A 12,430-nucleotide genomic window follows, 5' to 3' on the forward strand; every position below is an offset into this window, starting at 1 on the left:
GTTTACCAGTTAATAAAACGTAGCCGGCAATAGCCATTTCATTTAAAGGTACTCTATTCCTTATACTAAATTTTACTTACTCTAATTACTTGTGCATGATAACCGAAAGGAAGCTTTCTTTTGATGATACAGCCATAGCGTTTGCTTCTAAATCAAACGCTGAATTAATGAAGATGTACACGCTCTTTGCTACCATGAATAATAATTTTCTGGTAAAAACCGGTGGCAATTTGGTACAACGGGCCTTTAAATGGGGCTTACCCGTTAAATTTTTAATTAAGCCTACAATTTTCCAACACTTTTGCGGCGGCGAAAACTTACTCGAATGTAACCAGGCTATTCAAAGTTTAGGGCAGGCCAACATTGGTACTATTCTCGACTATTCGGTAGAGGGCGAAAACGATGAGAACAGTTTTGACCGCACTACTAAGGAAGTTTTAGCTACCATTGAGAAAGCAAATACTTCTAAACACATTCCCTTCTCCGTTTTTAAAGTAAGCGGTATTGCGGATAGTCGCATCCTGGAAAAAGTTCAAGGAAAAATAACCCTTAGTCCGGCGGAAGAAAAAGCTTTTACCCGCGCCCACGCCCGAATGGACATTCTTTGCCAACGGGCGCATCAATATGGCATTTCTATTTTTGTAGACGCCGAGGAGAGTTGGTTTCAGGAAGTGGTAGATAATTTAACTTACGAAATGATGGCGAAATACAATAAAGAAAAAGCCATTGTTTATAATACGTACCAGTTGTATCGCCATGATCGGTTGGAAATTCTTCAACGCGATTACCAGAATGCAGTAGATCATAATTACTATTTAGGAGCTAAATTAGTGCGCGGGGCTTACATGGAAAAAGAAGCTCGCCGTGCGGCAGAACAAGGCTACGACAATCCCATTAACCCCACCAAAGAAGCTTCGGATGCACTCTTTAATGAAGCTTTAACTTTCTGCATCGAAAATATCGATAGGATTGCCATTTGTGCCGGTACGCATAATGAGGCTAGTTCTTATTTACTCGTGGATTTAATGGCAAAGCACGGTATTGCTCCCAACGACAAGCGCATTTACTTCGCGCAATTATACGGCATGAGCGATAATTTATCTTTCAATCTGGCGCACGCGGGTTACAATGTAGCCAAATACGTACCTTATGGACCGGTGGATGCGGTTATACCTTATTTACTGCGCCGGGCTGAAGAAAATACCGCCATTGCCGGCCAAAGCAGCCGGGAATTTAACTTAATCAAAAAAGAATTGCAACGACGTAAAGCGGCAAAGTAAGTTTCCTTTTAAAGCTTTAAAGGCTAAAAGCTTAGAAAGGATAATAAAAGAACAAAAGCCTTCCCTTATTTCAAATGTAAATAAGGGAAGGCTTTTAAGTTATTGGGTAAATTTTAGATAGGAGCTCTTCCTTTTGTTTAAATTCTAAACTATAGCATGTCTTGCTATACAAATTAATGGCTTAGGTACAGGAAACATATATATTACCAGGATTTATTTTTAAAAATCTACCCTTATTAAATTGACTCTTAGCGATAATTCCTATGTACAGTTACTTTCAAACCAGACTATCAGATTAAGTTTATTACTTTCCTTTATTAATTTACAAAGTATTAGCCCAAACGCATCTAAGTCCTGCAACAGGGCGATGTAAATATTTTATTAATTTCAACAACCTTTAAGTATCCTTATTTATATATATTTTCATATTACTTTCTTGTTCGTATCTTCTATGTAAAGTTTAAGTAAAGTTTGTAACTTATTAGTTTGTACATCGTTTAGTCATAGACAAATTCAGATAATTAACTTACATAAATTTAATTGTCTAAATATAGTTCTAAACCCTAATAATGATAAAACTATGGAAAACACAACAGGTAATAACAACCAGACTGGCGGAAGCTACGATAATCCTAATAATTCAAGTAATCCTTTTAATACTTCTAATTCCGATTTCAACACTGCCGGAAGTTCCTCTAATGCGGGCTCTTCTTTAAGTGATTCCGCCTTAAGTGGTTCTTCTGTGGGAGGTTCTACTATAGGCAGCAGTGCCTCAAGTGGTTCAAACTCGGGCAGCTTTTCTTCTTCAGGTACATCCCGAATGATGACGGGCATGTTCCGGGACCGGGATAGTGCGGAGCGCGCTTATTCTTCGTTACAAAGCCGGGGTTACAGCAGAGATGATGTAAACTTGGTAATGTCGGATGAAACCCGGAAAAAACATTTTGGTAACCATACTCCCGATTCTGACTTAGGCGATAAAGCTTTAGAAGGAGCCGGAGCCGGGTCTGCCATTGGCGGTACTTTAGGAGCAATTGTAGGGGCGGTAGCCGCCATTGGTACCTCGGTAGCTTTACCAGGTTTAGGTTTGATAATAGCGGGCCCATTAGCAGCCGGTTTAGCAGGCGCTGGAGCGGGCGGATTAACGGGCGGTTTACTGGGAGCTTTAGTTGGTTCCGGAATTCCGGAAGATCGCGCCAAAGAGTATGAATCTGGTGTAAAAGAAGGCGGTATTGTAATGGGTGTTCACCCCCGTTCCGAAGATGATGCCCGCCTTCTGGAAAGTGAGTGGCGGAACAGCCACGGCGAAAGCATTTACCGATAATTTTTTGAGTAATTACATACTTCCACAAAAAAAAGCCTTACCATATTGGTGAGGCTTTTTTAGTTAGGAAAAATGACGTAAAACAAATACTTTCAGGAAGACAGCGAAAACCGCAACGGCAAAGTAAAACGCACCGAAACCGGCTGGCCATTTTGCCGTCCTGGTTGCCAGGGTTTCATGCTACGGATCACCCGGATAGCTTCTTCGGCGGTACCACCGCCGACGTCTTTAATTACCTTAATATCCGAAATTTGACCGGCTTTATCTACCACAAACGTTACTACTACCAAACCTTCCAACCCTAGTCGGCTTGCTTCGTGGGGGTAGCGTAAATTCTGCCGGATAAACTCGTACATTTGTTTCATCCCGCCCGGAAATTCGGGCATTTTCTCTACAAAATCTCTTATTTCATTTTCCGAACCGGCCGCATCGCTGTTGCCTAAGCTTCCCGATAAATCAACCGCGGGAGTAGCTCCGTTATTAATTTCTCCTAACGCATCTTTTAAACCAGGCTCTGCCTCGGTAAGTAAAGTTTGGTCAGGCATATTATCTTTAACAGGAACCGCATCCGGAACTATCCGGTTTGTTACAAAACGTTTAGTAGCACCGGCCGGTACTAACTTAGTAGTATGTTTCGTAATTGGTTGTTGAATAATTCGTTCTTCCACTTTCGGCAAAACTACGGTTTCCATCCGGATAACATTATTCTGAGGTCTGGTAGCTGGTAGCGGATCAGAGAATAGTAAATGGCTGACGTGCGCAACGGTTATAAACAAACCTACGGCCGCAAACATATAAGTGGTATCTTTTAATACATGTTGCGGGTAGGCTTTGCGGAGGGCGTAAGCACCGTAAGCCTGATGACGACCTTCAAAAACAATATCATCCAAGGAATAATCGGGAGCGGGCAAGAATTTCATAAGAGTAAAAAATTAAGGTAAAGGGTACATAGCTATTCATGCATTGGGGTGTTTCACTCGTCTTCGGTGTAATGGCGGCTTACCTCCTTTCTGTTTAATGGTATATATGTAAGATGCCCTTGGGTGGTGGTTTCCATAAGAAAAAAAATTTTTTCTTTTCCTGATTTTGCCCGTATTTAAGCCCATGAGAATGCCGCCAATTAGAATACTATGCTGTTCCGAAAATCATCTTCTGGGTCGCTGCTAAAAGACGAAGAGCTTATTCGCCTGTACCAGCAAACCAAAGACAATACGTACGTGGGAGAACTTTACCGGCGCTATACGCACCTGGTATATGGCGTGTGCCTGAAATACCTGAAAGATCCGGAAGAAAGCAAAGATGCGGTAATGCAGATTTTTGAGCAATTATTGGGGGTGTTAAAAAAGCAAGAGGTTACTCATTTTTATAACTGGCTGCACGTTCTTACGCGTAATCATTGCCTCATGAAACTTCGGGCAGATAAAACCAAAGAAGAAAAAGTAAAAGCCCTAGCCCGCAACGGATTGCTGACCGAAGCAAGCCCAGATACCGAAATGCCCGAACTGATACTGGATGCTAAAATAGAAACTTTGGAAAAAGGTTTAGCTCATATTCCTCCGGAACAGCGGCAATGCGTGGAACTGTTTTATCTGCATAAAAAATCGTACAAAGAAATTGCGGAACTAACGGGCTACGACTTAAATAAGATTAAAAGCTACATCCAAAATGGGAAAAGAAATTTAAAAATATACATTGATCGCCGCCATGATTGACCAACCACCCTTATTTCATACCGGACCTATAGGCGTCCATTTGTCGCAGGAAAAGCTTTTTCAGTTATTGGCCGGTCAGGTAACCCCGGACGAAAGACAGCAGTTGGAAGCTCATTTGCAGCAATGCTCGCTTTGCACCGATGCTCTGGAAGGATTTACCCGGGCGGATACCTCAGTGTCGCAAGCCACCTTACTGGAGCTTAATCATTTAATTAAAAAGCGCACCGCTCGCCGCAAAACGCGTACTTTATTAACCGATATTAAAGCTTGGGGGGTAGCTACCGCCATTGTTTTTCTGATCTTGATTTCGGCAGCTATTGTTTGGAATGCCGTTCATACTGCCAACACTCCACCGGTGCCATCCGATTCTAAGGCGGGAGCTTCTAATTCTGATTTATCTGCCCAACCGGTTCAAGGCTACAGTCACTTGCAATCGTATTTAAAACAACACGCCCAATTGCCTGCGGGAGCTTCCCGGAAAGGCCGGGTAATCCTCAGTTTTACCGTAAACCCCGATAGCAGCCTGAGTAATTTTAAAATAATACAAAGTGTAGAAAAAGCTACCGATCAGGCAGCTATTGATTTAGTAAAAAAAGGACCGGCCTGGCAACCCGCCAGCCAACAAAAGCAAAAAATTGCGCAAGTCGTAAATTTGTCGGTTGTATTTAAATAACTTGAATTTAAAACACCGCTGTATTCGGAGAAGGAAATAAATGTAGTAGATAAAATAGTTTTGAAACAATATTTTGCGCATCTTGTTTCGTTTAAGAGAAAGGTTTTATCTTAACCAGAAATGATTGATACTGTTACTAATCCAATCTTTAGAGGAGCGTTATATCTGTTCCCGAATCTCAGAATATCTGGCAGAAAAGCTTACCCGATTTTTTAAATTTAACGTAATTAAAATCAATACTGCCACTTTCGCAACGGGCACCACTTTTGATTAGTATTTTGTTTAAACTTACCTAATATGTTCAAATTGAAAACCAAATTTTTAGCGTATGCTGCCGTGCTGTTGCTGGTAGTAGTATTAGCTTCTTATAAATTAATTCACCGACCCGATAGCATCGCCGATAAAAACTCCGTGTTAATGAAGGTGTTAATGCAGGGCCTTACTTCTGCCCATTTTCACCCGAAAAAAGTGGACGATACTTTTTCGAAGGATGTGTATAAAACCTACCTGGAGCAATTACCCTTTAATAAATTATTATTCACGCAGGCGGACATTTCCCAAATGAGTAAATACGAAACGGATATTGACGACGAAGTAAAAAAAGGAACTTACGAGTTTTTTGATTTTGCTACCAATTTGTACCAATCCCGGTTAAAAGAATCGGAAACCTATTATAAAGAAATATTAGCGAAACCTTTTGACTTTAACGTGGAGGAAACGGTAGAAACGGACACCGATAAGTTAAAATATCCGGCCGATAAAGCAGCGCTAAAAGAAGCCTGGCGCAAATACCTGAAATTTCAGACCATGCTGCAGTTATCCGACTTGGTAGACATTCAGGAAAAAGCGAAAGAAAATAAAGACTCCAAAGTAGAGCTGAAATCCATGGCGGCTTTGGAAGAAGAAGCCCGTAAAAAAGTAGTTAAAACCTACGAGAACTTTTACCGCCAGTTAAACCAATACGAAAAAGATGAGTGGCTCGCCCGTTACGTCAATTCTATTACGAACCTGTACGATCCGCACACTCAATATTTCCCGCCTAAAGCCAAAGAAGATTTTGATTTAGAAATTAGTGGTCGCCTGGAAGGTATTGGCGCTCAATTGCAGGACAAAGATGGCCAGATTAGAGTAATGGAAGTAATGCCCGGCACTCCGTCTTACCGCCAAGGCGATTTAAAAGCCGGTGATATTATCTTAAAAGTGGGGCAGGGCAAACAGGAACCCGTTAACGTAGAAGGCATGCGCGTAGATAAAGCCGTGCAGTTAATCCGCGGTAAAAAAGGTACCGAAGTACGTTTAACCATTAAAAAACCCGATGCTACTATAAAAGTTATTTCTTTAATACGGGATGTAATTATTAAAGAAGACACCTATGCCCAGTCGGCTTTAATCCAAGACAAACGCAAAGTTGGCTACATAAATCTGCCTGGATTTTACGCCGATTTTGCCCGTAAAGGTGGCCGTAACAGCGGGGAAGACGTTAAAAATGAAATTGCTAAATTAAAAAGAGAAGGCGCTACCGGTATTATTCTGGATTTACGCAATAATGGCGGTGGTTCTTTACCGGATGCGGTAGAAATGACCGGTTTGTTCATTCCGGAAGGCCCGGTTGTGCAAGTAGAATCCAGCGGAGCGGCGCCTAACGTTTTACGCGACCGGGATGCTGCTACTCAGTTCGATGGTCCGGTAGTAGTAATGGTAAATTCTTTTAGTGCGTCGGCTTCCGAAATTCTGGCAGCGGCCTTACAAGATTACAAACGGGCGATTATTCTGGGATCCTCTTCTACCTACGGCAAAGGCACCGTACAACAAGTTTTCGATTTCGACCAAGTTTTGCCTTCCGAATATGATGCTTTAAAACCATTTGGTTCGTTAAAATTAACTACCCAGAAATTTTACCGGATTAACGGAGGCGCTACTCAGTTAAAAGGGGTTACTCCGGATGTAATTTTACCGGATTTATACACGTACATTGAACAAGGTGAAAAAGAACAGGAATATGCTCTGCCTTGGGACGAAATTAAACCAGCCGGTTACCAGGTTTGGTCGAAACCAGCTTTAAACATTGAGCGCATTAAAGCCAACAGCAAACAACGGGTAGCCAGTAACGAGTTATTTAACGCGATTACCCAACAGGCTAAAAACTTTAAAGCTCGCGCCGATATGACGTATTATTCCTTAAAATTGACTAATTACCGGGCCATGCAGAAGAAGGCGAAAGAAGAATCGAAGAAATACGAAGCTCTGCAAAAAAGCGCTCCCGAAATTACCGTTACGGCTTTAAAAGTCGACTTAGATCAGGCAAAATCAGATTCAGTCAAAGTAAACCGCATTAATCGGTTTGCTAAAAACCTGAAGAAAGATATCTATTTAGAAGAAGCATTAAACGTTGTAAAAGATCAGTTTAACGAGTAGAAATCTTATTTAATTATAAAAACAAAAGGCCGGTAAATTAACCGGCCTTTTGTTTTTATAAGCTTTTCTAAACCCTCCCCTCCTACTTCTTTGCCTTAATCATATCTATTTTTAGTTTACTAGCTTTTGAATTATAAAAGATACCTAATAACCCAATATTTAAGCTAATTAAATTAGTATTAACAAATAAATTATTGCCTAATATTTTTAGTTTTCGTTGAAACTTATTATTTTTAAATACAGTATTAACTAATTTACTTTAATTTATAAATTGCTGTAAATCAATCGTATAATTTTATAATTTTCTTGTAAAAACCGCTTAAAATTGCAACTAAAAATACTAGTAATATTGTTAATAGAGTATGAAAAAACTAACGGACGAAAACATAATTCCATTATTTGCAGAAGAGCCGAAAAAGCCGGACGAAGTATGGCGTAAATCCATTCCGGCCCAGGTTTTTCTGAATTATTTTTTTGCTATCAACTACCATATTCAGCATACTGATGATGCTTTCGGATTACAACATTTATCTTTCTTTCGGGAGCATCGGGCAAAACTCGACGAGAAAGATTTAGTGGCGATTACGAAACTGCTGCATAGCTGCTGGAGCACCGAATATGCGTTGCGGGCCACCGCTGAACTTGGTAACGACGAGTATTTACGTAATGCCTTACACTGGACCTTCCCGCAGGCTTATTATTCCGTTTTTGCCGGATTACAGGCGTTTCTGTATACGTTGGAGGTAAAGACTACTAATGCCACTATAATGCGCCGGGAAGCAGGCCGTTTGGTTGTTAAAAATGCCTACCCGCGGGCTATCGGCTATTACGCTGCCGGGCCTTATTACGACTTCAGCGTTCATCGTTTGCCTTTGGCGGGTTATAAACCAGGTTTACATATTCCGGAGAAAGGGATTGAAGCGCAAGCTCAAATTGGCCAATTCCTACGGACTACTCGTAAGCTGCAGGCCATAACTACTCGTCAGCAGGTACAAGGTAATCCAGCTACAGCTATCCGCAGCACCAAAACCGGTTTAGTACTGGATAAATGGAGTGCGCACCACTGGGATCAGATTACCTGGCGATTAGGGTATACCTCTATTTTTGATTTGCTTAGTCGCTTACGTATCTCCTCAAGCAATAAAGAAATTGATCGTTTCGTGGAAGCAGCTATTGATTTTAAGTTATTTCACGAATCGTTGCTCAATATTGTGAGTTATCTAAATGCTATTCACGAGAGTTATGTGGCCCAGGCTATTGGTTTGGAAAAATACCAGGAAATAGTAACTACTTTACCGGCTCACCTGCAAAACAGTTTTGTGAGTGCTCGCTTACGCGAAAAAGTGGCTCCTTTATTCCCGGATACCGAACGCCTGCAATGGGGCACTGCTGCTTAATAGCAATTTCCCCCTTCTACTTGAATTAAAGTGGCTGTATAACCCAGCACTGTTCTTTACCCATATTTTAAAAGCTGCTTTCTCCATTTTAATGGAAAAGCAGCTTTTTTATTTAAGTTAAAGTGTATTTACTCCGAAAGATGAAGGAAGGTAGATAAAGTTGATATGGCTATTACTTAATAAATGAAAGGGGCTTAATACCTATCTTCTAAAGTTGTTCATTTAAAATTTCTTAGCTTCTTTCCTCATGTAGCACCTATTAACCCTTTTTTCGATTATATAGTAACAGTTGATTTAGCAAGTGCTATTTGGGTTCGGCTTTCATTATTCGTTGGCGGTGTTGCAATCCCCAATCCCGTAATTCATCCAATACTCGGTCCAGCGACTTACTATACGGAGTCAGCTCGTAAGTTACCGTTACCGGCGTAGTAGCAAATACTTTGCGCTCTACAAAGTCATTCTGTTCCAAATCCCGCAACTCTTTAGCTAAAATTTTGGGGGTAATATCCCCTAAGGTCCTTTGAATTTCATTAAACCGCTGTGGGCCTTCCGATAACACCAAGATTAACGGTAGTTTCCATTTACCATTTAGTACGTACAAAGCGTCTTTTACGGCCAGTACGCTTACTTTACAGGCCTGCGTGTTATGAATTTTGCTATCCGTTTCCATAGTAATAATCGGGCTACTATCCCAAAGGATACTGGTATCCTTTGGGATAGTAGTATCTTTTGCATAGTAAAGGTAAGTAAATTTGTAAAAAAAAGACCATGAAAATTTTAAAAATTACTTATTGGGTTACCACAGCTGTAGTAGCTCTTATGATGACGTATTCGGCGTATTCTTATTTAACTAATCCTGTCATGCAGCAAGGTTTTGAGCATTTAGGTTTTCCGGATTATTTTCGGGTGGAACTTGCTATTGCCAAATTAATCGGGATAATAGTATTATTGGCACCGGTGTCCGGACGGATTAAAGAATGGGCGTACGCGGGCTTTGTTATTAATTTTATTTCGGCTTTTATTGCGCACTCCGCCGTTGGCGACCCAATTAGCAACCGAATAGCTCCCCTTATCTTTTTAGCTCTTCTGCTTGTTTCCTATGTTACGTATCATAAAAAACAATCGACATTGGAAACCCCGACCTATCAGGAAAAACATTCCTTAGCTTGATATAATAATATTTGCCGAATACCGCAGCCTTTTACTTTTCTATAAGACCAGATTTTCTGCGGTAGGTCTTTCTTGGAATAATCGGCAGAATTAGAGATAATGAATCTTAAATTCTGCCGGTTATTTTTTATTTTCTAAAACAAGGTTTAAAGTCTTGTAAAAGCCTTATCAAATTTATTGTTAGTCTTAATGATGAATTTTTCCTTCAAATAAAACCATCCTATACTTTCTTAAAAACACCTGTAATCAAATGAGCCGGATAGGTTTAAAGCGGGACGAATAAAATACTACTAAGAATTAGGATAGTTTGACTCATTATCAATAACTTATAGGCTTAAACTCATCTTCCCACTTAAACCCTGCTTTTCTTTATGAAACAAAAACTATCTATCCTGCTTTTAAGCCTTTGCCTCTTGGTTGTAACGGGCTGTCGTGAATTTTATGAATATTTTGATAGTGTTGAGCCAAAAGTTCTGAAGGTAAAAGATTATGCTTCCGGACTTAAGTCTCCTTTAGGTTTAGCTTTGGATGCCAAACAACAATTATGGGTTACCGAATTAGGAACCGGTAAGGATGATGGTACTGTTTCGGTGTTTGTAAACGGAAAAAAAAATGTAGTTATCGAAGACTTCCCTTCTACTATTGGCGATGAGGGTTTAGTGGGATTGAATCATTTATTAGTAAAAGATGGTATGGCCTACATATTACACACCAATGGGTACTTATACAAAGCAGATATAAGCTCTTTTACCCCCGGCGACACTCCCTTAAAAGCCAAGAATTTAGAAAAAGAAAATATCGGTGCTTTTGTTCTGGATTATGATTTTGAAGCAGATACCGAGGAGTCAAATCCTTATAATTTAACGGCTGGTCCGGTGGGCGATATTTTTATTACCGATGCGGCGGCTAATGCGGTTATACGTCGGAGTTTATCCGGTGAGTTAAGCGTATTTACTACCTTCCCCAACATTGCAAACCCTACTCCAGTTGGTCCTCCGAGTATTCATGCGGTGCCTACCAGCATTGCCTTTAACAAGCAAACTTTTTATGTTACTACCTTAACCGGCTTTCCTTTTCCCACCGGTCAGGCCCGGATTTTTAGCGTAGACCTATCGGGTAAGGTTTCTCTTTATCAAGATGGATTTACTACCTTAACCAATATGACGTTTGACCCGGTGTATAACCCGGTGGTGGTAGAGCACGCTCAATTTACGCAACAAGGATTTGCCCCTAATACGGGAAGAATGGTAGTAGCTACCACCAATGGCCCAGCCAAATTAATAACCGGTTTAAACCAACCCACTGCTATTGTCAGAAGCGGTCCGCTCACCTATTATGTAAACAGCTTAGCTGATGGTAAAATAGTAAAAGTTACGAATCAATAAAATTGACCCAAGCTTGATGAGAAAGTTGAAGCTAAAAATCTTATAATTTATCATAAAGGTTGGTTTACTTCCTTTACTGCCGAATTTTTAGTTAAAAACAGCATATATTTCAGGTAAATTAGTCTGATAACTTTTCTAAGTCATTCGGGGCTTGTCTTGAAGAACCTAAATCGCGGAATCAGGTGGTTAAGGTTTTTCTAACAAGCTCCGAATGACTTTTCTTTAGTATACATTTCATCCGTATTAAAATCAGGTAGTCAGAAATCCATCGTAAAAAAGGTTAAAAACTGCTTAATCTACATTCTATGTATTGGTTTCTTTTTGTTTGTACTTCAAGATTTTCTGAACAACCCAGCCTATAATAACGGTACTTACAATTACCATAACCGTTACTAAGCCCGAATTAATTGTATTTGAAAAGTTGCCCAAGTACGCGTATATCACCGACACTACTAAATGGCCAAGAGAAGAGTATAACAGAAAAGTCTTAAAGGAGATAGCCGTGGTGCCAGCCACAAAAGAAATCGCTTCGGAAAGGATAGGGAGAGCTTTGGAAATAGTAATAGCCAAATTCCCGAACTTCTGAAAAAAGTTATTACTAAAGGCTTTATCCTGCCCGGAAAAAAACTTATCGAAATACGGGTTGGCACTCCGCCCCAGGTAAAATCCAAAAACTGAGGCTAACAAACTTGAACTCCAGGACATTAAAGTACCCCAAAAAAGACCTAGAATCTTCCCGTTTAAAATCATGAGCAAACTCGATGGCACCGGTAAAAGCGTATCGAGAGCCATAAAACTAAAGCTAAGACACGTATACGTGGCAATTGATTTTTCGGAATGCAGGTTAACGGCCATCCATTGCTCCAGGTCTCCGAACATAAGAAAGGTGGCAATAATAAGCACGCAGCAAAAGAAAAATATAAAAAGGAGCCGTTTCATGCGTTTTCTTTTCTGCGGATTACCTTAAGCTTAGCTGAAACCGAGGCTAGTATAACCGGCAAATCACTCATTTGAAACTAGATAATCTGAAGCTTTTTTACCGGTTAATGAGCTCTAGTATTTATTATTAAAATG

General features: G+C 40.3%; 11 protein-coding genes. 8 read left to right on the forward strand and 3 right to left on the reverse strand.

Annotated features, from left to right (window positions below; genetic code table 11):
- Window positions 1-95: 95 nt before the first annotated feature.
- Window positions 96-1,280, forward strand: coding sequence for a proline dehydrogenase family protein (locus AHMF7605_RS08045; RefSeq protein ID WP_106928144.1), 1,185 nt, complete (start codon window positions 96-98; stop codon window positions 1,278-1,280).
- A 580-nt stretch (window positions 1,281-1,860) separates the two neighbouring features.
- Window positions 1,861-2,604: a hypothetical protein gene (locus AHMF7605_RS08050; protein ID WP_317046510.1), complete on the forward strand. Its 744-nt coding sequence runs from the start codon at window positions 1,861-1,863 to the stop codon at window positions 2,602-2,604.
- A gap of 92 nt (window positions 2,605-2,696) precedes the next feature.
- On the opposite strand, the gene AHMF7605_RS08055 is transcribed toward AHMF7605_RS08050, so the two are convergent.
- Window positions 2,697-3,524 carry an energy transducer TonB gene (locus AHMF7605_RS08055; RefSeq protein ID WP_106928146.1) on the reverse strand — a complete coding sequence of 276 codons (828 nt, stop codon included), beginning with the start codon at window positions 3,522-3,524 and terminating at the stop codon, window positions 2,697-2,699.
- A gap of 210 nt (window positions 3,525-3,734) precedes the next feature.
- Here AHMF7605_RS08055 and AHMF7605_RS08060 point away from each other — a divergent pair, with 210 nt between their 5' ends.
- The 4 genes from AHMF7605_RS08060 to AHMF7605_RS08075 all read left to right on the forward strand — a co-directional run bounded on the left by AHMF7605_RS08060 (window position 3,735) and on the right by AHMF7605_RS08075 (window position 8,801).
- Window positions 3,735-4,316, forward strand: coding sequence for an RNA polymerase sigma factor (locus tag AHMF7605_RS08060; protein ID WP_106928148.1), 582 nt, complete (start codon window positions 3,735-3,737; stop codon window positions 4,314-4,316).
- Window positions 4,309-4,989 (forward strand): TonB family protein, encoded by a 681-nt coding sequence (locus AHMF7605_RS08065; RefSeq protein ID WP_106928150.1) that lies wholly within the window; start codon window positions 4,309-4,311, stop codon window positions 4,987-4,989. Before AHMF7605_RS08060 ends, AHMF7605_RS08065 begins: the two co-directional genes overlap by 8 nt.
- A 297-nt stretch (window positions 4,990-5,286) precedes the next feature.
- A complete protein-coding gene (locus AHMF7605_RS08070; protein ID WP_106928152.1) occupies window positions 5,287-7,404 on the forward strand; it encodes a carboxy terminal-processing peptidase in 2,118 nt (705 codons plus the stop codon).
- 362 nt (window positions 7,405-7,766) lie between these two features.
- Window positions 7,767-8,801 carry a hypothetical protein gene (locus AHMF7605_RS08075; protein WP_106928154.1) on the forward strand — a complete coding sequence of 345 codons (1,035 nt, stop codon included), beginning with the start codon at window positions 7,767-7,769 and terminating at the stop codon, window positions 8,799-8,801.
- A gap of 304 nt (window positions 8,802-9,105) precedes the next feature.
- Here AHMF7605_RS08075 and AHMF7605_RS08080 read toward each other — a convergent pair whose 3' ends face one another.
- Window positions 9,106-9,471, reverse strand: coding sequence for a winged helix-turn-helix transcriptional regulator (locus tag AHMF7605_RS08080; RefSeq protein WP_106928156.1), 366 nt, complete (start codon window positions 9,469-9,471; stop codon window positions 9,106-9,108).
- Between the two features lie 98 nt (window positions 9,472-9,569).
- Between AHMF7605_RS08080 and AHMF7605_RS08085 the strand changes: the two genes are divergently transcribed.
- Window positions 9,570-9,971 (forward strand): DoxX family protein, encoded by a 402-nt coding sequence (locus AHMF7605_RS08085; RefSeq protein ID WP_106928158.1) that lies wholly within the window; start codon window positions 9,570-9,572, stop codon window positions 9,969-9,971.
- 371 nt (window positions 9,972-10,342) lie between these two features.
- Window positions 10,343-11,356, forward strand: a complete 1,014-nt coding sequence (locus AHMF7605_RS08090; protein ID WP_106928160.1) for a ScyD/ScyE family protein — start codon at window positions 10,343-10,345, stop codon at window positions 11,354-11,356.
- Between the two features lie 303 nt (window positions 11,357-11,659).
- On the opposite strand, the gene AHMF7605_RS08095 is transcribed toward AHMF7605_RS08090, so the two are convergent.
- On the reverse strand, window positions 11,660-12,295 hold the full coding sequence (locus AHMF7605_RS08095) for a TVP38/TMEM64 family protein (RefSeq protein ID WP_106928162.1): 636 nt from the start codon (window positions 12,293-12,295) through the stop codon (window positions 11,660-11,662).
- Window positions 12,296-12,430: the final 135 nt, after the last annotated feature.

The sequence above is a fragment of the Adhaeribacter arboris genome (genome assembly GCF_003023845.1).
Taxonomy (GTDB): domain Bacteria; phylum Bacteroidota; class Bacteroidia; order Cytophagales; family Hymenobacteraceae; genus Adhaeribacter; species Adhaeribacter arboris.

What these genes read in the sequence shown, in the direction of transcription:
- AHMF7605_RS08045 (WP_106928144.1), top strand. Translation starts at nt 96, where the DNA reads ATGATAACCGAAAGGAAGCTTTCTTTTGATGATACAGCCATAGCGTTT.
- AHMF7605_RS08050 (WP_317046510.1), top strand. Translation starts at nt 1,861, where the DNA reads ATGGAAAACACAACAGGTAATAACAACCAGACTGGCGGAAGCTACGAT.
- AHMF7605_RS08055 (WP_106928146.1), bottom strand. Translation starts at nt 3,524, where the DNA reads ATGAAATTCTTGCCCGCTCCCGATTATTCCTTGGATGATATTGTTTTT.
- AHMF7605_RS08060 (WP_106928148.1), top strand. Translation starts at nt 3,735, where the DNA reads ATGCTGTTCCGAAAATCATCTTCTGGGTCGCTGCTAAAAGACGAAGAG.
- AHMF7605_RS08065 (WP_106928150.1), top strand. Translation starts at nt 4,309, where the DNA reads ATGATTGACCAACCACCCTTATTTCATACCGGACCTATAGGCGTCCAT.
- AHMF7605_RS08070 (WP_106928152.1), top strand. Translation starts at nt 5,287, where the DNA reads ATGTTCAAATTGAAAACCAAATTTTTAGCGTATGCTGCCGTGCTGTTG.
- AHMF7605_RS08075 (WP_106928154.1), top strand. Translation starts at nt 7,767, where the DNA reads ATGAAAAAACTAACGGACGAAAACATAATTCCATTATTTGCAGAAGAG.
- AHMF7605_RS08080 (WP_106928156.1), bottom strand. Translation starts at nt 9,471, where the DNA reads ATGGAAACGGATAGCAAAATTCATAACACGCAGGCCTGTAAAGTAAGC.
- AHMF7605_RS08085 (WP_106928158.1), top strand. Translation starts at nt 9,570, where the DNA reads ATGAAAATTTTAAAAATTACTTATTGGGTTACCACAGCTGTAGTAGCT.
- AHMF7605_RS08090 (WP_106928160.1), top strand. Translation starts at nt 10,343, where the DNA reads ATGAAACAAAAACTATCTATCCTGCTTTTAAGCCTTTGCCTCTTGGTT.
- AHMF7605_RS08095 (WP_106928162.1), bottom strand. Translation starts at nt 12,295, where the DNA reads ATGAAACGGCTCCTTTTTATATTTTTCTTTTGCTGCGTGCTTATTATT.